The following is an 18,710-nucleotide window of genomic DNA, read 5'->3' as shown; positions in this document are numbered from 1 at the left end:
CGTTGGAGGCCTTCATCTGTTCACCAGATCGATCCAAGATCCTCAGATCGAGTGGTCACAACCCCTCGACCAACGTCTGGGGACATCACACCTAGAAGGCCGCAAACCCGCGCTTACCAGGTGGTCGGCGCGGGCGGCGGGACGACCGGCGGGCGGTCGTCACAGGTCAGGGCGTTGGGAACGTACGGTCCCAGCCAGCCACCGTCGTTCCCGCCACGGTCGGTGAGCGTGAATTCCGATCCGGCCGGCGTGAAGTGGAACGAACCGCAGTTGTTGACCCCGACCGCCCCGACGTTGCGGGCGTCGACGTTCTCAAAGGACGCGGAGCCCGCCGACCGGGCGCTGACCACCGAGGTGCCGGTGCCGTCGACCCGGACGTCCTTGAACGCGACCCCGTCGATCGCGTAGAGGTCCTTCACGCCCCATTCGCTGACCAGCATGATCGCGTTGTAGGTGCTGTCCAGGTAGTGGTCGCCGGTGACGCGGACGTCGGCGCTGATGCTCCGGTCGAGAGCGTAGAACCAGATCGCGCCCAGCCCGATCCGCCAGTTGAGTTCGTACGTTCCCGCCCGTACGACGGAATTGTCCTTGAACGTGAGCTTGCCGGCGAACGGCTCGGCGCCGAACCGGGACCCGGCGTGCAGGCCGCTGCCCTCGCGGACCGGGTCGGCGACCAGGTTGCCGGACACCGTGGTGTCGGTGCCGCCGTAGATCGCGATGCCGTTGGCGAGCGTCGGCGACTGCACGGTGTTGTGGTCGATGACGTTGCGCGCGTCCGCGGTCGTCTCCGACCACAGCGCGAGCCCGTCGTCCCCGGTGTTGCGGACGACATTGTGGCGGACCACGGAATCGGTCACGCCGGTGTGGAAGTTGAGGCCGTCGGCGATCTGGTCGACGATGGTGTTGCCGATGATCGTCAGGTTCGTCATCGGGCCGTCGAACCACATGCCGACCTTGGTGTGCCGGATGTGCAGGCCCTCGACGCGGGAGTCGCTCAGTGCCCCGCCGATGCCGTTGACCTGGTCGGTGTCGACGCGTTCCCGCACGTCGCCCTCGATCGCGAAGTTGCGCAGGCGTACGTGACGACTGCCGCCCACGGACGCGTCCCGGCCGTAGAAGCCGACGCCGCGGCCCTTGACGGTCGTGTACCAGTTGCCGGCGCCCTCGATGGTCACATCGTCCACGATGATGTGCCGGTTGACCTGGTAGGTGCCGGGCGGCACGTACACCGGGAGTCTTGCTTTGCGGGCGAACGCGATGGCCTTGTCGAATGCCGCGGCGGAGTCTCGCCGGCCGGTCGGGTCGGCGCCGAAGAGCAGCACGTTCGCGGCGGCGAGGGTGACCCGCGGCGGGGCGACGAGCTCCGAGTCGAACAGGTCGATGACGGTCCAGGCGGCCCCGGCCGTGGCGGTCAGCCGGATCTTCTCCCCGGCTCGCAGGGTGGTGCCGAGCAGCAGGCGCTGCTCGTCGTAGAAGTGCGCCGGGCGGAACGGTTTCGCGATCTCCGGGGCCGGGCTGGTCTCCGCCGGCACGCACGCGCACTCGGTGATCCACCAGTCCGGGTGCAACAGGCCGGCCTGCGGGTCGTTGGTGAACGGGTACTGGTTGTACAGGTACGAGTATTGCGAGGTCAGCGTCATGCTCCGGCGCCCGGCCGCACTGGTGACGGTCAGCGGCGCGGTGATGCCCCCGCCTCCGGGCGCGTCGGGGATCGCGTATCGGACGGTGATCGCGTTGGCGGCCGCGGGCAGGGTGAACTCGGTGTACTGCCCGGGGGCCAGGCGGACGGCTTTACGGCCGGAGGCCTCGGCGGGCAGCGTGTACGCGGTCCGGTCCGGCCCGATCAGGGTGCCGGTGTGCCGGACATTCTCGGCCTCCTGCTCGGCGAACGGGACGGTGGCGCCCCGGCCGGCGACGAGCGCGGGGTCGAGCCCGGCCCGGGTGACGAACGGGCCGGCGGTGACAGCCGCTGCCGCCGAGGGGACGGCGAGCCCGAGGAGGGTGAGGGGGACAACGGCAAAGGCGGCGAGGCGCGGTGGAACGCCTGTCCGCCATGCAGGCATGGACATGTGCCGACCTTAGGTCGCCTGTGACGAAGCCCACAAGAGACTGTCGCGTTTTTCCAGTCGGCTGCTCAGAATTTTCACCGTTCGGCGGCCACCAGCTCCCGGACCGCGGGGGCGACATCGGCGGCGAATTCCTCGATCGCGGCCGGGTCGTCACTGGCCAGGATGAACGCGCTGACGCCGTGCTCCAGGGTCAGGCCGGCCAGGTCCTCGGCCCACTGCTCGGCGGGACCGTTCAGGAAGGAACGGCCGAGGCCGGAGAACGTACCGTTGATGTTGAGCAACCGGCGCACCCGGCGGGGGTCCCGGCCGGCGGCCTCGGCACTGCCGTCGATGTGTTTGTTGATCTCGGCGTAGTCGCCCGGTCCACCCTCCAGGTAGGACAGCGACGGCAGCACCCCGTCCGCGGCCCGGCCGACCAGGCGCAGCATCCTGGGCTTGTAGGCGCCCACCCAGATGCTCATGTCGTGAGCCGGACCCGGCCCCCGACCGGCCCACACCTCCCGGATCACCCCGATCGCCTCACCCAGCGCGACAACCGACTGACCCGGGGTCAGCCGACGGCCACCCATCGCCTCGATGCCGTCCCAGAACGCGCCGGCGCCGAGGGCCAGCTCGATCCGGCCGCCGGTGAGCCGGTCCAGGCTCGCGTGCGCCCGGGCCAGCACGGCCGGCTGACGCAACGGGAGGCTGAGCACATTGCCACTGAGTTTGATGCGATCGGTGCGCGACGCCGCGTACGAGATCAGGGTCCAGGTGTCATGAAAGCGCGACAGATAGGGGTGGTCCTGGAAGGTCGCCAGGTCGAGTCCCGCCCGATCGGCCACGACGGCCAGCTCGACCGCCTGCTCCGCGGGCTGGGCCGTCGGGGTGATGAACGTGCCGAAGAGCAGGTCGTGCCCGTAGTCCGTCATCGCGTCGCACCTTCCGGAAGGATGTTGAAGTTGTCGCGGAACAGGTTGCCCGGGTCATAACGGCGTTTGAGCTCCCGCAACCGCGCCAGCGTCGCCGGCGGGAACGCGTCCTCGACCCGCGCCGGGCTCTGATCGGTCTCGAAACTCAGATACAGGCCCTCGAAGTGCGGATAGAGCTCGTCCCACGCCGCGTCCACCCGGCGTTTCGACGACCCCATGACGATCACCGAGAAGTTCGCCGACCGATGGGCGTACGCCGTGTCACCGGCCGGCACATCCGCGACAGCCCCGCCGACCGTGCGGATCTGGAACCAGTGCACCGCGCCGCTCGCCAGCACCCGGGCCGCGGCCCGCGCGAACTCCGGCGTCAGGTGCGCGATCAACCCCGATCGCGAGACCGGATCGCCCGCGCCCTGGTGATAGCCGTCGGCCGCGTTCGCCATGACCCCCGCGTACGGCATGAGCGTCACGTTCTGCTGATACAACGGCGCCACGGCGGCGATCGGCTGCAGCTGATCGATGATCGTCTCCGGATCCTCCGCGTCGACCACGCCCATCAGCTGCGCGAACGCCGGCTGCCCGGCCCGCGGCGGACCCATGATCAGCTGACCGCTCAGGTCCCGTGGCGCCGCCTCGATCGCCCGGCCCCACTTGACCAGCAGCTCCGCCGGATCGTCGGCGGCCACCACGAGCTGGGCGAACCCGACCTTGCCGACCTCGTCCACCTCGAACTCGAACGACGTCACCACCCCGAAATTGCCGCCGGCCCCCCGAACCGCCCAGAACAGATCGGCGTTCTCGTCCGCCGACGCCCGCACCACCGAACCGTCGGCCAGCACCATCTCCACCGCACGCAGATGATCGATGGTCAGGCCATGCTTGCGGGCCAGCCAGCCGACCCCGCCCGCGGTCGCGAGACCACCGACCCCGACCCCGCCATAATCACCCGAACTCAACGCCCATCCGTACGGGAGCAGCGCGTCCGCGACGTCCGTCCAGCGCGCACCGGCCCCGACCCGGACCAGCCGCCGAGCCTCGTCGACGATCTCGATCGAGTTCAGCGCGGCCAGGCTGATCACCAGCCCACCGTCGTTCGTGGACCGCCCGCTGACGCCGTGCCCGCCGCTGCGCAGCCCGATCGGCAGCTCCGGATGCGCCCGCACGTGAGCCAGGGCGGCCACCACCTCGGCGGTGTCCCGGGGACGCAACACCAGACCCGGAGATCCACCACGCATGTACGTGGACCGGACCCGCGCATAATCCAGGTCCCCGGGCTCCACGGCGGTCCCTGCCAACGCCGCGGGCAGGTTGTCATAATCGATGCCGGGGCGGCGCTTCGCGCGTACCGAAGAAGGCCGGATGATGGTGGGTGCCGGGGCGTCACGCCGCAGACCCGCCATCGTCTCCTCAGCGAAACGGCGCAGCTCACCGGCATCATCGGTGCACACCAGGAACGTGTCGGCCCCGAGCGCCATCAGCTCCGCGGCGGTGCTGCCGGGCATCACAACAGCGATCCGGCGAACCTCGGCGGCATCCCGCCCGGCCTCGACAGCAGCCTCGTCGACAACCTTGCCGGCGACGGCCAGGCCGGCCGGGCCCAGCTCCCACCACCCATCAGCGGTACGCCCGGCAAGGCGAGCCATCCGCACGGAATCCCCGGAGAGCACAATCGGGATCCGGTGAGCGGGCAGCGGACCACGTTGCGCGTTCGGCACCCGATAGTGCTTCCCAAGGTGCCGCAGAGGCCCAGCCTCCCCGGCGTCGAGCACTCCCCGCACAACCTCGACAAACTCCCCCACCCCAGCAACAACCTCAGCCCCATCACCCCCAGCCGCGCTGAATGCCAGCTCGAGCCGGCCGCCGGAGAGCAGGTCGAGGCTGGCGGCGGCCCGGGCGAGCACCGCGGGCTCCCGGTCGCCGAGCGCGAGGCCCGCCGCGAGCAGGCCGATCCGCTCGGTCCGGCCGGCGATCCACGTCAGCAGCGTCCAGGAGTCCAGACCGTCCATCCCGCCCACCGCCGCCGGGACGGCCGTTGACCGGGAATCGGGGGCTGGGGAGGCTATCGGGATCTGGGGGACGGCGATCAGGTCGTAGCCGAGTTTTTCGGCGGCCTGGGCCAGGGCGAGGGCGTCGGGGCCGGGTGAGGCCAGTACGCCGAACCTCATCGGGTGCTCGGTTGTCATCGCTCAGCCTTCCGCCCGGGTTGATGTGTCAACTCGTTGATACATCAACCCTCAGGTGATCTGCAAACAGACGTAATATTCGTGCTGTGACCGCGACCGCCGACGTCTCCGCCGCCTGGCAGGCGTATCAGCGCATGCGGGTGCTGCTCAACGGGCAGATCAACCGTGAGCTGACCCGCTCGACCGGCCTGTCCGAGCCCGATTTTGACATCTTGTTCTTCCTGGAGCAGTCGCAGGAGAGCAGTGTGCGCTCGGTCGCCCTGCGCTGCGGCCTGGCCTGGGAGAAGTCTCGTTTGTCACACCAGCTTCGCCGGATGGAGCAGCGGGGCCTGATCGAGAAGGCTCCCGGTGCGGTGATCCACCTCACCGACAAGGGGCGGGAGCAGATCGCCGCCGCTCGGGCCTGCCATGAAGAGGCTGTCCGGCGCTACTTCGGGGATGTGCTGTCCGCCGAGCAACTGGCTGTGCTGAGCACGATTTCCGAGCAGGTGGTGGCCAGGCTCACCCGGGATCAACCGCGCCACGAACAGTAAGGTCGCCATCATGGCAATTCTTCAGGTCATCGTGGCCAGCACCCGCCCCGGCCGGATCGGCCTCCCCATCGCGACGTGGTTCGCGCAGGCCGCCGCCGAGCACGGCCCGTTCGACGTCGAGCTCGTGGACCTGGCGGAGTATGCCCTTCCGCTGTTCGACGAGCCCAACCACCCGCGGCTCCGGCAGTACACCAAGGAGCACACGCTGCGGTGGAGCGAGACGATCTCGCGCGGGGACGCGTTCGTGATCGTGCACCCGGAGTACAACTACAGCTTCAACGCGACGATCAAGAACGCGATCGACTACCTGCACAAGGAGTGGGCGGACAAGCCCGTCGCGTTCGTCAGCTACGGCGGTGTCTCGGCCGGCCTGCGCGCGACCCAGGCGCTCAAGCAGGTTGTCACCACGCTGCGGATGGTGCCGATCTTCGAGGCGGTGCCGATCCCGTTCGCCGGCCAGTTCCTGAACGACGAGGGTGAGTTCGTGCCGAACGAGCTCGTCGCCGCCGGGGTGGGACCGGTCGTCAACGAGCTCGCTCGACTCGACAGCGTGCTTTCTCAGCTGCGGAAGTAAGAAGTGAACCCGCAGCCGGTCACGGCTGGCTGCGGGGGCTCTCCGGGCCCAGGGTGTCGATGAACTCGTGCGGGCTGTGCACGTCGGCACCGGCGCGACGGGCTTCCTCGGCCTCGGCCGACATGGCCCGGGCCGCACCCGCCGGGTCCACCCCGGCCTTCCTGGCCGCGGCGACCACCTTGTTGTAGGCGGCCTCGGCGAACGTGTACGCGCCGCGGTAATCGTGCCGCGCGAACGCGGCCGTGGCCAGGCCCAGCAAGCCGTCGGCCGCCCGCAGTTCGGTCCGCGACCGGTTGCCCACGTCGGCGGCCAGCCGGTTCGCGCCCTCGAAGTACGCGGCGGTCAGGAACCGGTCGCTGTTGTCCCGGTCGAACTGGCTGAAGTCCCAGTTCAGGTCGATGTAGCTCATCATGGAGTTCTGCTCGTCGCCGGCCCAGGCGAAGAACGTGTCGCCCTCGGGGCCGTAGTCGACGCCGGTCTCGCTGTCGTAGCCGTCGTGCGGGTGGCTCATTCCCAGGTGGTGGCCCACCTCGTGGATCAGCGTGGTGGTCAGGCCGTACCCGTTCTCGACGATCTGCGGGGAGACGAACGCGAAGACGCCGGTCTGGGTGCCGTCGACCCAGTTGTCGTCGGCGTAACCGAGCCCCGGGGAATCGACCCCTTCGCCGACCGCGTAGTTGAACACCGGCAGCTCATAGTCGACCTTGCCGGCGTCGTCCTTGGTGCGGTCCAGGTTCTTCCAGTTGTAGAGGTACAGGTTCGCGCCGCCGGGGTAGCCGTCCTCCGGGTAGCAGCTGACGTCTTCCAGTGTGCCGACGTAGCATTCCTCGGCTTTGGCGTCGTACGGCAGATCCTGGTTGTCATAGTCGATCTTGTTGCGCCAGCGCAGGTCGCCGAGCTCTTCCAGCAGTAGTTTCGGCTTGATGTAATTGGCGGAGGCGTCCACCCCGGGCCAGCCCTCGTACGTGTTGCTGTCCACGTTGATCGACCTGGGGAGGTCCACCGGCAGCTCCACCGGGTACAACGGCGAGGTCGTCATGATCAGGTTCAGGGCGACGTACCGGGTGAGTTTGGTCAGGTCGCCGGCCAGCGCCGCCGGGGAGCGGTGACCGTTCGCCGCGTACTCCCAGATCGGTGGCATCGTGTAATCGGCGACGCCGTCACCGTCCAGGTCCTCGTCCGTGATGATGTAGTTGCTGGTCCACGACTCGGGACCGGCCGACAGGTCGTGGAACCAGACCCGGCGGGTGCTGCCGAGCCCGTTCTCCTCGTCGTCCGCGGTGGTGCCGCCCCAGGCGGTGATCTTGCGGCTGTCGCGGTCCGCGCCGAAGTTCGCGCCGGTGTCCGGGTCCGGCTCGTTCGTCTTGGTGTACACGTGGAACTTGAAGTCGGACCGGCCGTACCAGTTGATGAAGAAGATCGTGTCGCGGCGGGTGTCGACCCCGGCCGGCGGGTTGAACGCCAGCCATTTCTCCACGCTCGGCGCGTCGATGTAGTGGTTGTCGGTGACGTCCCGGGTGCCCGGCTGCGAGTTGTAGGCCTTCTGGTACGTCGTCAGTGGCGCGGGCGTGGCGAGCTTGCCGAGCTGCTTGAAGAACTTGTCCTCGTACGTGCCGGAGCTGTACGAGATCTTGTAGTCGTAGGTGTAGGTGATGCCGAGCTTCTCGGTCTGTCCGTACCAGAGCCGGGACCGCACGACCGGCTCGTACTTCCTGGCGAGCCCCGCGGTGTAGGCACTCTTGGCGACCTGGGCCGGCTCATAGCCCAGGAAGACGACGTTGACCGGGACCTTCTCCACCAGGCGGGGCTGACCGCCGGGCTTCAGGAAGGTGTACGAGGACTTGGGGGCGGCACCCGCGGCACCCGCGGACGTCACCACCATCGCCGTGATCAAAGCGGCGACGACCGCAGCTCTACGTCTCATATGGACACGTTGGCACCCGGCGGGTCGCAGGTAAAGGCACCACTCCTACTCGAAGCGGGCAGGGTCCCCCGCACCGACGCGCAGGATCTCCGGCGTGCCCTCGGACAGGTCCACCACCGTGGTCGGCACCGTCCCGCACTCCCCGGAGTCGATCACCGCGTCGACCACGTGGTCGAGACGCTCCTTGATCTCCCAGCCCTGGGTCAGCGGTTCCTCCTCGCCCGGGAGCAGCAGCGTGCTCGAGAGCAGCGGCTCCCCCAGCTCGGCGAGGATGGCCTGGGTGACGACGTGCTCGGGGATGCGTACCCCCACGGTCTTCTTCTTGGGGTGCAGCAGGCGCCGGGGCACCTCGCGGGTGGCCGGCAGGATGAACGTGTAGCTGCCCGGCGTCGACGCCTTGACCAGCCGGAACACCGCGTTGCTGATCTGCACGAACTGTCCGAGCTGGGCGAAGTCGCGGCAGACCAGGGTGAAGTGGTGACCGCTGCCCAGGTGCCGGATGTCGCGGATCCGGTCGAGCCCGCCCGCGTTCCCGATCCGGCAGCCGAGCGCGTAACAGCTGTCCGTCGGGTACGCGACCAGCCCGTCGTCCTGCAGGATCCCCACGACCTGGTTGATCGCGCGGGACTGCGGGTTGTCCGGATGAACGTCGAAATACTTGGCCACGTGATGAGCCTAGATCCTCACGGAGGGTGACGTAGTGCTCAGTGGGGAACGGGCCCGGGTGAGGAGCGCGACCCCGAGCGCGGCGGTGAGCGCGCTGCAACCCGCGATCACCAGGCCGAGCGGGCCGCCGGTGATCCGTTCGCCGAGCAGGACCATGCCGATCACCGCGGCGGCGACCGGGTTGGCCAGGGTGCCGACCGCCAGCGGCGCGCCGAGTCCGTCGCGGTAGGAACGCTGGGCGAAGAGCAGGCCGGCGCAGGAGAGGACGCCGATGGCGGCCCCGGTCAGCACGGTCACGAAGCCGAGGCCGGCGGACAGGTGCACGACAACCGTCTGGGTCAGCGCCGAGGAGACGCCGAAGGCGATCCCGCCGGCCAGCGCGGCCCAGAGCCCGGACGCGCCCGAGCCGCCGATGACGACCAGGACGATGGCGGTGACCAGCAGCAGGCCGACGAGCTGGCTCGCGGTCAGCGCCCCCGGACCGGCCGAGCCGGCCAGCACCAGGATGCCGCCGAGACCGAGGACGGTCATCGCGATGCCGTGCCATTCGATCCGGGTGACCGCGCGCCGGGCCACGACCGCGGCGACGGGTACGGCCATCACGAGTGTCAGCACCCCGAACGGCTGGACCAGTGACAGCGGCCCGGACGCGAGCGCACCGACGTGCAGCACCGCGCCCACGGCGTTCAGCGCGATCGCGGACCACCAGGCGGGCAGGTGCAGCAGTGCGCGCAGTGGCCGGTGCGCGACGTTCTCCTGGACGACCGCCGCGGCCGCGTACGCCGCGGACGAGACGACGCACAGCAGGACCGCGACGACTATCCCCATGGCGCTGACCGTACGCGTGAGCAGGCACATCACGCGTCGTCCCAGGGCGGTAGCCGGGCCCTGGCGAATACCACACCCGTAGTACGTGCGGTCCCCGGGTAATCTAACGGTTTCGACCCACGATCGAGGGGATCGGGTGTGCGAAGGCTGCGCAGGCGCTGCGAACGACGCCTCGCGGGCCTGGTGATCCCGGCACCGTTCGATCTGGACGCCTTTGTCGCGGTTGTCGCCGCGAGCCGGGACCGGCCGCTCATCCTGCAACCGATGGCGGGCCTGGGTGGTGCGGGTCTGGGCACCGGGACGCCCTGCGGTCTCTGGATCTCGCTCCCGGACGCCGACTACGTCTTCTACGACCCCGGTACCTCGCGGCTGCACGCCGAGCACATCGTGCTGCACGAGCTGGCCCACATGCTCAGCGGCCACACCACCGGCCTCGACGTGAGCGGCGGCGCGCTGGCCCGGCTGGTGCCCGACCTCGACCCGCGGACCGTGGAACGCATGCTGGGCCGGGTCAGCTACACCACGACGCAGGAGCGCGAGGCCGAGATGCTCGCCTCGCTGATCCGGGCCCGGTCGGGCCCGGGCCCGCTCGCCGGCCGCACCGTGAGCCGCTTCGCCGACGCCCTGCGGTTCCGGCCGTGAGCGCCGTCGTGCTCGTCCTGCTCTGGGGCACCGCGCTGGCACGGGTGCCGGCCCTGTGGCGCGACGCCGCGCAGCGGGCGATGTGGGCCACCATCCTGATGCTGGCCCTGGTCAAAACCGCCGCGGCACCGGCCGTCAACACCCGGCTGGGCCACCTCGTGCCGCATCCCGAGGTGGTGCCGCACCTGCTCGGCGTCGCGACCGCGTTCTTCCTGCTGCGCTTCATCGCGCTGATCACCGGCTATCACACCGGCCGCCGGTGGGCGGCGCACGGCCAGCTCCTGCTCGCGCTCGTGGTGCTCGCCGCACTCCCGCCCCTGATCGGCACCGAGGCGTACTGGGTGGTGCTCGACGGCTACCTGGGCGTGCTGCTGACGGTCGCCGGCATCATCTTCTGGCGCGCGGGCGCCGCGGCACCGGCGGGGTTGCTGCGCGTGGGGCTGCGCGCGATCGCGGTCGGGGTATTCGTCTACGCGCTGTACGCGGTCACCAAGATCGGCCTGATCCTGTTCGCCACCCCGGCCGTCCTGGCCACCGTGGAGCCGGTCGCGAACGCCGTCCGGGCGGGCGGCACGATCCTCGCCGTCCTCGGTGCGACGGTGCCGGCCGGCAGCAGTCTGCGCCGCGTCGTACGCGGTTACCGCTCACTGTGGCGAATGCGTCCACTGTGGGACGTGATGCGCCGGACGTTCCCGGACGTCATCCTGTTCTCCCGCCGCCGGGCCCTGGTGGAGCTGAGCGGCGCCGAGGAGGTGCAGCTCCGGGTGTACCGGCGGGTGATCGAGATCCGCGACGGCATGCTGGCGCTGCGGGCGTACCTCCCGGGTGACGCCCTGCGCCGGGCGGCCGACTTCCTGGGCGACGACTCCACCCCGGAGCTCGTCGAGGCGTCCGGCATCGCGCTGGCCCTGCGCCGGCACGGCCTCGGCGCCGAGGCGGACGCGCCGGCCACCGGTTGGACCGCCGGCGACGACGCCGACCTGGCCGGCGAGGTCGCCTGGCTGGGCGGGGTCAGCGACGCGTTCCGCCGCCCCGAGCCGGCCGGCTTCGCTCAGCTGTCACCCTTGCGCTGACGTTCGAGCTCCCAGACCTTGCGGACCAGATCCGCGATGGTTTCCCGGCTGCTGGGTGAGACGTCCGCCGCCCGCAGCGCGATCTCGGTGACCTGCGCGTCGCGCAGGGACCGCAGCAGCTCCAGCTGACCGTCGATCTTGCGCGCCTCGTCGTCGTCCAGGAAATACCCGACGGATACGCCGAAGAACGTCGCCAGCCCCCTGAGGTGCTGGATCGTCGGATTGTCCCGGCGCCCCGTGCGCAGCTGCCAGATGTAGGTGTGCGAAATGGCGATGCCCTGGTCCCGCCGGATCGCCTCGGCCACCGCCATGTAGCTGAACTCGCCCTGGCCCGCGCCACGGACCTGCTGGAACAACCGGTCCAGCCGGGCGGCGATGGAGAACTCGGACGTCACCCGCCGCCCTCCCGGTCACGAAAAACGGCCGCCACATCGATGTCCATGAGCATCCGATGGCCCCCGCCCGAGGGCGTGGCGCCTGGTTGCACATCCCCCGATGTGCGCATCGATGAACGGCCGTAAACTCAGATTGATGAATCCCTGGGTGAGCGTAAACGATGGACAGTCATCGCTCAACCCGCCGGTAGGCTCGGATCCATGACGGACATCGTGGAGAGTGCCGAGGTATCGACCCTGCTCGACGAGCTGACCCGGGCGGCCGGGCGCGAGGACCCCTATCCGCGCTACCACCGGCTGCGCGAGATCTCCCCGCTCGTCCGCGCCGACGACGGCGCCATCGTGGTCACCGGGCACGCCGACTGCGCCGCGGTCACCCGCGACCAGCGGCTCGGCCACATGCCGAGCCACATGCTCGACTTCGTCAGCCCCGGCTGGTCGGACCACCCCGCGCTGGTGCAGCTCTTCACCAGCATCCTGACGCTGAACCCGCCGGACCACACCCGCCTGCGCCGCCTGGTCAGCTCGTCGTTCACCCCGCGCCGGGTCGAGGCCCTGCGGCCCCGCATCGAGCGGATGGTCGACGACCTCCTCGACGACATGGCCAAGCAGGGCGCCGGCGTCGACTTCGTGACGGCATTCGCGTTCCCGCTGCCGGTCAACGTCATCGGTGAGCTGCTCGGCGTCCCCGAGCCCGACCGCGCCCAGTTCCAGCACCTCGTCCGGGACTGGACCCAGGTCCTCGAGCGGGTCGACGCCGACGTGCTGGCCACCGCCGACCCAGCGGCCGCGCGGATCCGGTCGTACCTGTCGGAGCTGGCCGACCAACGCCGCCGCGAGCCCACCGACGATCTGATCAGCGCGCTGGTCGCGGCCGGGGAGGACGGCGACAAGCTGTCCGCGGACGAGTTGGTGACGATGGCCGGGCTGCTGTTCGCGGCCGGATTCGAGACCACGACGAACCTGCTGGCCAACAGTCTGGTCGCGCTGCTGCACGACCCCGGACAGCTCGCTCTGCTGCGCGACGATCCCGGTCCGGCCCGGAGCGCGGTCGACGAACTCCTGCGGTACGACTCACCGGTGCAACTGCTCGCCCGGGTCGCGTGGGAGGACGTCGAGCTGGCCGGGGTGCCGATCGAGGGCGGCGAACGGATCGTGGCCTATCTCGGGGCCGGCAACCGCGATCCGCGGCGCTTCACCGACCCGGACCGCCTCGACCTCACCCGGAGCGACAACGCGCCGCTGTCGTTCGGCGGCGGGATCCATTACTGCCTGGGAGCACCGCTCGCCCGGATGGAGGCGGAGATCGCGCTTCCGGCCCTGGTGCGCCGTTTCCCGGAACTCGCCCCGGCCGGGGACCCGGGCCGGCGGGACAGCCTGACCCTGCGCGGATTCACCAGCATGCCGGTGACCGTTGGCTGAGAGGTCGCGGGCGACGGAAACCGTCGGGAAATAGGAGCGCCGCTGCGAATTCCACGGGGGAAGAACTCGCAACGGCGTCCTGGCAAGAGTATCGACCGTCGCGGTTGTTGTCCATCCGTACCGTCGATCATGACTGCCGATCCGAAACGGCGGGCCCGCCTGACCGGTCGGCCAGGCGGTGCCGCCTATGGGGTGACGCCGACCGCCGGCGCCTCGGCACTGCGCGCGAGCAGCTTCTTACGCTGCTTCGCCGGGAGCCGATCGACGTACAGCAATCCGTCGAGGTGGTCGCTCTCGTGCTGGAGACAGACGGCCAGCAGCCCGGTGCCGTCGATGCGCACCGGCTCGCCGTGCAGGTCGACGCCGGTCACGTACGACGTGGCCGGCCGGCCGACGTCGGCGCGGACCCCGGGGACCGACAGGCAGCCCTCGCTGTCGACGTCGAGCCCCCGGCCCTCGGGCAGGTGCAGCACCGGATTGACCACGTGGGCGACCACCTTGGTGCCGCTCCCGTCCGGGCAGTCGACCACGAACACCCGCGCGTCCACGCCGATCTGGTTGGCCGCGAGACCGACCCCCTCGGCCGCCGCCATACTGGCGAACATGTCCGCGACGAGCTGCTCCAGAGCGTCGTCGAAGACGGTCACCTCGGCGCAGCGGCGATGGAGCACGGGATCGCCGTAACGGGTGATGGGTCGCGGGGTTCCGGTCCGGGTCTGCACGGCGTCATTTTACGGCGTGTCCGACGGGCGGCGGGCCGCCCGGGTCGCGGCGCTCGCGGCCGTACCCATCCAGTCGCGGGCCTTGCCGGCCTGGCTGCCCGCCCAGTCGCCGAGGTCGGCCGCGCCGTCGCCGACCCGGCGTACGAGGGTGACCAGGGGGTCCTCGGAGTCACGGAACGTCTCGCGGTAATGCGCGGCCGCCGCCTTCACGTCGGCGGTCACCGAGCTGTCGCCGTCGGAGTCGCGGCGGTCGTACTCGCCGGAGAGAATGCGAGCATAGTCGCCCGTATCGATCCACCGGTGCAGCTCGGCCACGCGGGCCACCGGGACCGGCACGCTGCTCCACGTGGTCATCCCGATCTTGTGGAAGCTGTCGCGCAGGTCGCCGCCGCCCTGGTATTCCGCGGCCTGCTCGAGGAACGCGGCGGTGTCCAGCTGCGAGAGGTCACCACCGCCGGCAAGCTTCATCAGCAGCCGGGTCGACGCCGCCGGGTCCTGACCGGCGAGCAGGCCGGCCCGGTCCGCGGACAGCTCGGCCTTGCGCCACCACTCGTACATGGCCGCGATGATGGCGCGCAGGGCGATGGCCCCGATCGGGATGAAGCTGACGTTGGTCACCCAGCGGGTCAGGATCGTCATGATCGTCTGGTACACGGCGTGGCCGCTGCGTACGTGCCCGATCTCGTGCCCCAGCAGCGCCCGCAGCTCGGCGTCGTCGAGCTTCTCGACCGCGGCCGTCGAGATCACGATGAACGGCCGGTCCAGGCCGATGGCCTGACCGTGGATCACCGGGTTCTGGGTGACGAACAGCTCCGGCAGCTCGGCCACGTCCAGCGTCGTGGCCGCCTCGGTGAACCGCTGGTAGACCCGCGGGTACTGCCGGTGGTCGACCCGGACGGAACCGGCCAGGTACTGCAGCCGGAACCCGCGCTCGTTCCACATCCCGAAGAACGCCTTGACCACGTCGTCGAACCCGCGGAGTTCCCGCAGGGCGGTCAGCGCGCCGCGGTCGGCGGGATGCTCCCACGCCCGGGTACTGATCCCGCTCAGCGTCACCCGCTGCCGGACCGGCTGGTTGTCGTCGTTGACGGTCATTGCTGTTCCTCCGGAGCTCGCACGGTTGGGACCTGATCAGGATCGCCGCGGCGGTCAAGCCCGCACATCGGCTCCGAGCCGGAGCTCCCCCGCGCCCGTACTGCGACTTTCGGCCGAGGTGACACCTCAGGATGAGGGGTTTTTGAGGGACCTCACGGCTTGTTACGATCTCGTTACGCACCCATGCTCGAATACATGCGGATCGCTGGAGCACCCATCTCCTGGGGAATCAGTGAGGTCCCCGGCTGGGGCGTTCAACTGCCGGTCGACCGGGTGTTGCGCGAGATGCGCGACGCGGGCCTGGGCGCGACCGAGTTCGGGCCGGACGGCTTCCTGCCCCACGACGGCGTTCTCGAGGAACACGACCTGCTCGCGGTGGGCGGATTCGTCCCGGTGGTGCTGCACGAGCGCGAACCCGTGCTCGACCTCGAACGCTTCGTCGCGGCCGGCGCCGACACGGTGGTGCTGGCCGCCGCCACCGGACTCGACGGTTACGACAGCCGGCCCGAGCTGGACGAGGCCGGTTGGCGACGCACACTGACCAATCTGGACATTCTCGCCGAAGCGGCCCTCGCCAAGGGTTTGACGGCCGTGCTGCACCCGCACATCGGCACGATGGTCGAACGGCCCGCCGAGGTCCGGCGGGTGCTCGACGGCTCCCGGATCGCGCTCTGCCTGGACACCGGACACCTGCTCATCGGCGGCACCGACCCCGCCGAGCTCGCCGAGCAGGCCGGGGACCGGATCGCCCACGTGCACGCCAAGGACGTCGACGCCGCGCTCGCCGAACAGGTGCGGGACGGGCGAAGGACTTTCACCGACGGCGTACGGGCCGGAATGTTCCGTCCCGTCGGCGACGGCGACGTGGACTTCGGCCGGGTCGCGGCGGCCCTGCGACGACACGGTTACGACGGCTGGTGGGTGCTGGAGCAGGACACGATCCTGACCGCCGAACCGGCCCCCGGGACCGGGCCGGTCACCGACGTCCGCCGCGGCGCCGGTCGCCTCCGCGCGCTACTCGGCGGCCAGTGACGCCGCCCGCTTCAGCAGCGCCTGACGTTCCGGTGTGGAGTGTGCCGCGGCGGCCGCCTGCTCGAACAGGGTGATCGCACGACCTGTCGACCCGGCCCGCGCGGTCAGGTCCGCCTCGGCGGCCAGCGCGAACGGGTACCCGTCCAACCCGCCACCGGCCCGGGCCTCGGCCAGCAGGGCGAGACCGGTGACCGGGCTCTCCGCGTACCCATGGGCGACCGCTCGGTTGAGTCGCACGACGGGTGACGGGACGACGGTGACCAGCCGGTCGTAGAGACGCGCGATCAGCGGCCAGTCGGTGGTCTCCGCGACGTGGCAGGCGGCGATCCTCGCTTGCAGGGCGTAGGGCCCGTCCGTGGCCGGCAGCAGGGCCAGCGCCTCGGTGATCGCGGCGTGGTCCCAGCGGGTCCGGTCCTGCTCGGCGATGGTGAGCAGATTGCCCTCCCGGTCGCGGCGGGCGGCCCGCCGGGAGTGCTGCAGCAGCATGAGCGCCAGCAGGCCCGCGACCTCGCCCGGACCGGGCAGCATCCGGGTCAGCCGGATCGCCTCGTCCGCGAAACCCGGCTCGCCGTCCGCGTCGTAACCGCGGCTGAACAGCAGATACAGCACCGCGAGCACGCCGGGCAGGCGCTCGGCCAGCGCCGCGCCCTCCGGCACCCGGTACGGGATCCGCGCCTCCGCGATCTTCGTCTTGGCCCGGGTCAGGCGCCGGGTCATCGTGGACTCGGTGACCAGGAACGCGCGGGCGATGTCCGCGACCGGCATCCCCACCACGGTCCGCAGCGTGAGCGCGACCCGGGCCTCCAGCGACAGCGCCGGATGGCAGCACGTGAAGATCAGCTTCAGCCGGTCGTCGTGCGCGGGCGCCTCGGGCTCGGGCGGCTGCCGCGCGAGTTCGCCCAGCTTGCGGCGCTCCACGCTCATCCGCCGTTGCACGTCGATCGCCCGGTTGCGGGCGACCGTCATCAGCCAACCGCCGGGATTGCCGGGTACGCCCTCGGCGGGCCAGCGTTCCAGCGCGGTCGCCAGCGCCTCCTGGGCACAGTCCTGCGCGAGGTCCCAGTCGCCGGTGAGCCGGATGAGGGTGGCGACGATCCGGGTGTACGAATCCCGGGTCGCCGCCGCCACCACCGTCGCGGTGTCCGGCATCAGCCCTCGTGGAACGGGCGCAGCTCGATCCGGCCCAGCCAGGCCATCGGGTGGGCGCGGGCCACCTCGATCGCCTCGTCCAGATCCGCGCACTCGAGCAGGTCGAAGCCCACGATGACCTCCTTGGTCTCGGCGAACGGCCCGTCGGTCAGCAGCAGCTCCCCGCCGCGGACCCGGACCGTGGTGGCCGACGCGGGCGCGGTGAGCTGGTTGCCGGCGAGCCGGCGGCCGGACGCGTCGTTCTCAGTCACCCAGACCTCGACATCGGGCACCAGGCTCTCGTCGGTCTCCGGCTCGGTGTCGGTGCAGACGAGCATCATGTACTTCATCGGTGTTTTCCTCTCGACTGGGCAGGTGTCACCGGGGTGACGAACGGGGACGCCGGTTCCGGACCGTTCAGCGGTTCGTTGTGCGGAGTGATCACCTGAACGGACGACGGCTGCGAGCGGACCGGGCCCGGCAGCTCGCCCTGCGCCTGCAGCACGAGGTGGCAGGCGCGGCGCAGATCCTGCCGCAGATCATGATGCAGCACGGCGGCGAGCCGGCCCGCCCGCAGCAGCGCGGTGTTCTCCCCGTCGAGATCATGGGCGACGAAGACGTCGTACCGGCGGTCCTCCGCGTCGAACGCGCCGATCACCGCCGCGTTGCCGCCCGCACCCGCGTACAGCGAATAGACCGCCCGGACCGCGGGGTTCGTGGCGAGCACCCGCCGGGTTCCGATGTGGACGGCCTCGGCCCGGTCCTCCTCGTCGACGACCTCCAGCAGCCGCCGGCCGGCACCGTGCGCGCGCATCTCGGCCCGGAAGCCCATCTCCCGCTCGTCCTCGCCGCGGAAGGAACCGTGCCCCCGCACGACCAGCACGTCACCCCCACCCCACTGCCTGATCAGGTACGCCGCGGTGGCGCCGGCCGCGCGGTTGTCGATACCGGCGTACGCGACCCGGGAACTCGTCGGCAGATCGGTCACGAACGTCACCACCGGGATCCCCCGCCCGGCGAGCTGCCCCACGGCGGCGACCAGCTCCGGCAGGTCCGGCGCTTTCAGGATCACGCCGTGCGAGCCGGTGCGGCGTACCTTGTCGAGCACCGCGAGCAGGTCGGCGGGCGACGCGGTGTCGAGGAAGTGGAAACGGCAGCGCAGCACCGCCGGTCGCAGCGCGGGCAGCTCCGCCTCCAGCGCCGCCCGGACCGCCTCGGTGAACCGCGGTGGCGACTGCACGACCACGTCGACCATGAAGGTACGACCGGAGATCCGCAGCTGGGAGCGTTGCCGGTCGAGGTCCGCGATGGCCTGCTCGACCTCGCGGACGGTGCCGGCCCGCACCCCGCCACGGCGGTGCAGCACGCGGTCGACGGTCGCCTCACTCAGACCCGACTGGGCGGCTATCTCCCTGATGCGATAGGAGTGCTTCACTCGTACACCATGAGGGGTTTTTGAGGGGTTTTCAAGGTTCTTCACCGGTTATGCCCTGAGGTTTTTCGCCGCCTCTCG

At 70.5% G+C, this 18,710-nt stretch carries 18 protein-coding genes; 6 read left to right on the top strand and 12 right to left on the bottom strand.

All coding sequences use genetic code 11. The features are described from left to right. Nucleotides 1-113: 113 nt before the first annotated feature. The 3 genes from ACIA6A_RS40180 to ACIA6A_RS40170 form a co-directional block, all read right to left on the bottom strand. Nucleotides 114-2,063 carry a glycosyl hydrolase family 28-related protein gene (locus ACIA6A_RS40180; RefSeq protein ID WP_396103408.1) on the bottom strand — a complete coding sequence of 650 codons (1,950 nt, stop codon included), beginning with the start codon at nt 2,061-2,063 and terminating at the stop codon, nt 114-116. 80 nt (nt 2,064-2,143) lie between these two features. Beyond that, nucleotides 2,144-2,980: an LLM class flavin-dependent oxidoreductase gene (locus ACIA6A_RS40175; protein ID WP_396103406.1), complete on the bottom strand. Its 837-nt coding sequence runs from the start codon at nt 2,978-2,980 to the stop codon at nt 2,144-2,146. Continuing rightward, nucleotides 2,977-5,163 (bottom strand): LLM class flavin-dependent oxidoreductase, encoded by a 2,187-nt coding sequence (locus ACIA6A_RS40170; protein WP_396103405.1) that lies wholly within the window; start codon nt 5,161-5,163, stop codon nt 2,977-2,979. The genes ACIA6A_RS40175 and ACIA6A_RS40170 overlap by 4 nt, the downstream gene beginning before the upstream one ends. An 86-nt stretch (nt 5,164-5,249) precedes the next feature. Here ACIA6A_RS40170 and ACIA6A_RS40165 point away from each other — a divergent pair, with 86 nt between their 5' ends. Both ACIA6A_RS40165 and ACIA6A_RS40160 read left to right on the top strand, forming a co-directional pair. Continuing rightward, on the top strand, nt 5,250-5,696 hold the full coding sequence (locus tag ACIA6A_RS40165) for a MarR family winged helix-turn-helix transcriptional regulator (RefSeq protein WP_396103404.1): 447 nt from the start codon (nt 5,250-5,252) through the stop codon (nt 5,694-5,696). A gap of 10 nt (nt 5,697-5,706) precedes the next feature. Further along, nucleotides 5,707-6,270: an NADPH-dependent FMN reductase gene (locus tag ACIA6A_RS40160; protein WP_396103403.1), complete on the top strand. Its 564-nt coding sequence runs from the start codon at nt 5,707-5,709 to the stop codon at nt 6,268-6,270. Nucleotides 6,271-6,289: 19 nt separating this feature from the next. On the opposite strand, the gene ACIA6A_RS40155 is transcribed toward ACIA6A_RS40160, so the two are convergent. From ACIA6A_RS40155 to ACIA6A_RS40145, 3 genes are read right to left on the bottom strand one after another with little or no spacing between them, the layout of a single operon-like run. Then, entirely contained in the window at nt 6,290-8,194 is a 1,905-nt protein-coding gene (locus ACIA6A_RS40155) for a hypothetical protein (protein ID WP_396103402.1), read from the bottom strand. Nucleotides 8,195-8,239: 45 nt separating this feature from the next. After that, entirely contained in the window at nt 8,240-8,860 is a 621-nt protein-coding gene (locus ACIA6A_RS40150; RefSeq protein WP_396103401.1) for an L-threonylcarbamoyladenylate synthase, read from the bottom strand. A gap of 9 nt (nt 8,861-8,869) precedes the next feature. Continuing rightward, the gene (locus ACIA6A_RS40145) at nt 8,870-9,688 is read right to left on the bottom strand and encodes a DMT family transporter (protein ID WP_396103400.1); all 819 of its coding nucleotides are present in this window, start codon (nt 9,686-9,688) and stop codon (nt 8,870-8,872) included. A 138-nt stretch (nt 9,689-9,826) separates the two neighbouring features. On the opposite strand from ACIA6A_RS40145, the gene ACIA6A_RS40140 reads away from it, so the two are divergent. Both ACIA6A_RS40140 and ACIA6A_RS40135 read left to right on the top strand, forming a co-directional pair. Next, a complete protein-coding gene (locus ACIA6A_RS40140) occupies nt 9,827-10,330 on the top strand; it encodes a hypothetical protein (RefSeq protein WP_396103399.1) in 504 nt (167 codons plus the stop codon). After that, entirely contained in the window at nt 10,327-11,403 is a 1,077-nt protein-coding gene (locus tag ACIA6A_RS40135; RefSeq protein ID WP_396103398.1) for an MAB_1171c family putative transporter, read from the top strand. Before ACIA6A_RS40140 ends, ACIA6A_RS40135 begins: the two co-directional genes overlap by 4 nt. Here the strand turns inward: ACIA6A_RS40135 and ACIA6A_RS40130 are convergent. Next, nucleotides 11,382-11,798: a helix-turn-helix domain-containing protein gene (locus ACIA6A_RS40130; RefSeq protein ID WP_396103397.1), complete on the bottom strand. Its 417-nt coding sequence runs from the start codon at nt 11,796-11,798 to the stop codon at nt 11,382-11,384. The genes ACIA6A_RS40135 and ACIA6A_RS40130 overlap by 22 nt on opposite strands. Nucleotides 11,799-11,999: 201 nt before the next feature. Here ACIA6A_RS40130 and ACIA6A_RS40125 point away from each other — a divergent pair, with 201 nt between their 5' ends. Next, nucleotides 12,000-13,220: a cytochrome P450 gene (locus ACIA6A_RS40125; RefSeq protein ID WP_396103396.1), complete on the top strand. Its 1,221-nt coding sequence runs from the start codon at nt 12,000-12,002 to the stop codon at nt 13,218-13,220. 185 nt (nt 13,221-13,405) lie between these two features. On the opposite strand, the gene def is transcribed toward ACIA6A_RS40125, so the two are convergent. Both def and ACIA6A_RS40115 read right to left on the bottom strand, forming a co-directional pair. Then, nucleotides 13,406-13,942 carry a peptide deformylase gene (def, locus tag ACIA6A_RS40120; protein ID WP_396103395.1) on the bottom strand — a complete coding sequence of 179 codons (537 nt, stop codon included), beginning with the start codon at nt 13,940-13,942 and terminating at the stop codon, nt 13,406-13,408. A 9-nt stretch (nt 13,943-13,951) separates the two neighbouring features. Further along, nucleotides 13,952-15,037 (bottom strand): M48 family metallopeptidase, encoded by a 1,086-nt coding sequence (locus tag ACIA6A_RS40115; RefSeq protein WP_396103394.1) that lies wholly within the window; start codon nt 15,035-15,037, stop codon nt 13,952-13,954. A gap of 195 nt (nt 15,038-15,232) precedes the next feature. Between ACIA6A_RS40115 and ACIA6A_RS40110 the strand changes: the two genes are divergently transcribed. Then, the gene (locus ACIA6A_RS40110; protein WP_396103393.1) at nt 15,233-16,069 is read left to right on the top strand and encodes a TIM barrel protein; all 837 of its coding nucleotides are present in this window, start codon (nt 15,233-15,235) and stop codon (nt 16,067-16,069) included. Here the strand turns inward: ACIA6A_RS40110 and ACIA6A_RS40105 are convergent. The 3 genes from ACIA6A_RS40105 to ACIA6A_RS40095 are packed head-to-tail and all read right to left on the bottom strand — an operon-like array spanning nt 16,052 to nt 18,632. Continuing rightward, nucleotides 16,052-17,218 (bottom strand): RNA polymerase sigma factor, encoded by a 1,167-nt coding sequence (locus ACIA6A_RS40105; RefSeq protein ID WP_396103392.1) that lies wholly within the window; start codon nt 17,216-17,218, stop codon nt 16,052-16,054. The two genes, ACIA6A_RS40110 and ACIA6A_RS40105, sit on opposite strands and share 18 nt — an antisense overlap. Beyond that, nucleotides 17,218-17,547 carry a YciI family protein gene (locus ACIA6A_RS40100; RefSeq protein ID WP_396103391.1) on the bottom strand — a complete coding sequence of 110 codons (330 nt, stop codon included), beginning with the start codon at nt 17,545-17,547 and terminating at the stop codon, nt 17,218-17,220. The genes ACIA6A_RS40105 and ACIA6A_RS40100 overlap by 1 nt, the downstream gene beginning before the upstream one ends. Next, nucleotides 17,544-18,632 (bottom strand): LacI family DNA-binding transcriptional regulator, encoded by a 1,089-nt coding sequence (locus ACIA6A_RS40095; protein WP_396103390.1) that lies wholly within the window; start codon nt 18,630-18,632, stop codon nt 17,544-17,546. Before ACIA6A_RS40095 ends, ACIA6A_RS40100 begins: the two co-directional genes overlap by 4 nt. Between the last annotated feature and the right edge of the window lie 78 nt (nt 18,633-18,710).

Source organism: Actinoplanes sp. NPDC051494, assembly GCF_044454705.1.
Taxonomy (GTDB): Bacteria; Actinomycetota; Actinomycetes; order Mycobacteriales; family Micromonosporaceae; genus Actinoplanes.
The sequence above is the reverse complement of the archived record's forward strand: the minus strand, read 5'-3'. Positions and strand labels throughout refer to the sequence as shown.

Coding starts and splice junctions, on each gene's coding strand:
- ACIA6A_RS40180 (WP_396103408.1), bottom strand. CDS start 2,063: ATGCCTGCATGGCGGACAGGCGTTCCACCGCGCCTCGCCGCCTTTGCC.
- ACIA6A_RS40175 (WP_396103406.1), bottom strand. CDS start 2,980: ATGACGGACTACGGGCACGACCTGCTCTTCGGCACGTTCATCACCCCG.
- ACIA6A_RS40170 (WP_396103405.1), bottom strand. CDS start 5,163: ATGACAACCGAGCACCCGATGAGGTTCGGCGTACTGGCCTCACCCGGC.
- ACIA6A_RS40160 (WP_396103403.1), top strand. CDS start 5,707: ATGGCAATTCTTCAGGTCATCGTGGCCAGCACCCGCCCCGGCCGGATC.
- ACIA6A_RS40155 (WP_396103402.1), bottom strand. CDS start 8,194: ATGAGACGTAGAGCTGCGGTCGTCGCCGCTTTGATCACGGCGATGGTG.
- ACIA6A_RS40145 (WP_396103400.1), bottom strand. CDS start 9,688: ATGGGGATAGTCGTCGCGGTCCTGCTGTGCGTCGTCTCGTCCGCGGCG.
- ACIA6A_RS40125 (WP_396103396.1), top strand. CDS start 12,000: ATGACGGACATCGTGGAGAGTGCCGAGGTATCGACCCTGCTCGACGAG.
- ACIA6A_RS40115 (WP_396103394.1), bottom strand. CDS start 15,037: ATGACCGTCAACGACGACAACCAGCCGGTCCGGCAGCGGGTGACGCTG.
- ACIA6A_RS40110 (WP_396103393.1), top strand. CDS start 15,233: ATGCGGATCGCTGGAGCACCCATCTCCTGGGGAATCAGTGAGGTCCCC.
- ACIA6A_RS40105 (WP_396103392.1), bottom strand. CDS start 17,218: ATGCCGGACACCGCGACGGTGGTGGCGGCGGCGACCCGGGATTCGTAC.
- ACIA6A_RS40100 (WP_396103391.1), bottom strand. CDS start 17,547: ATGAAGTACATGATGCTCGTCTGCACCGACACCGAGCCGGAGACCGAC.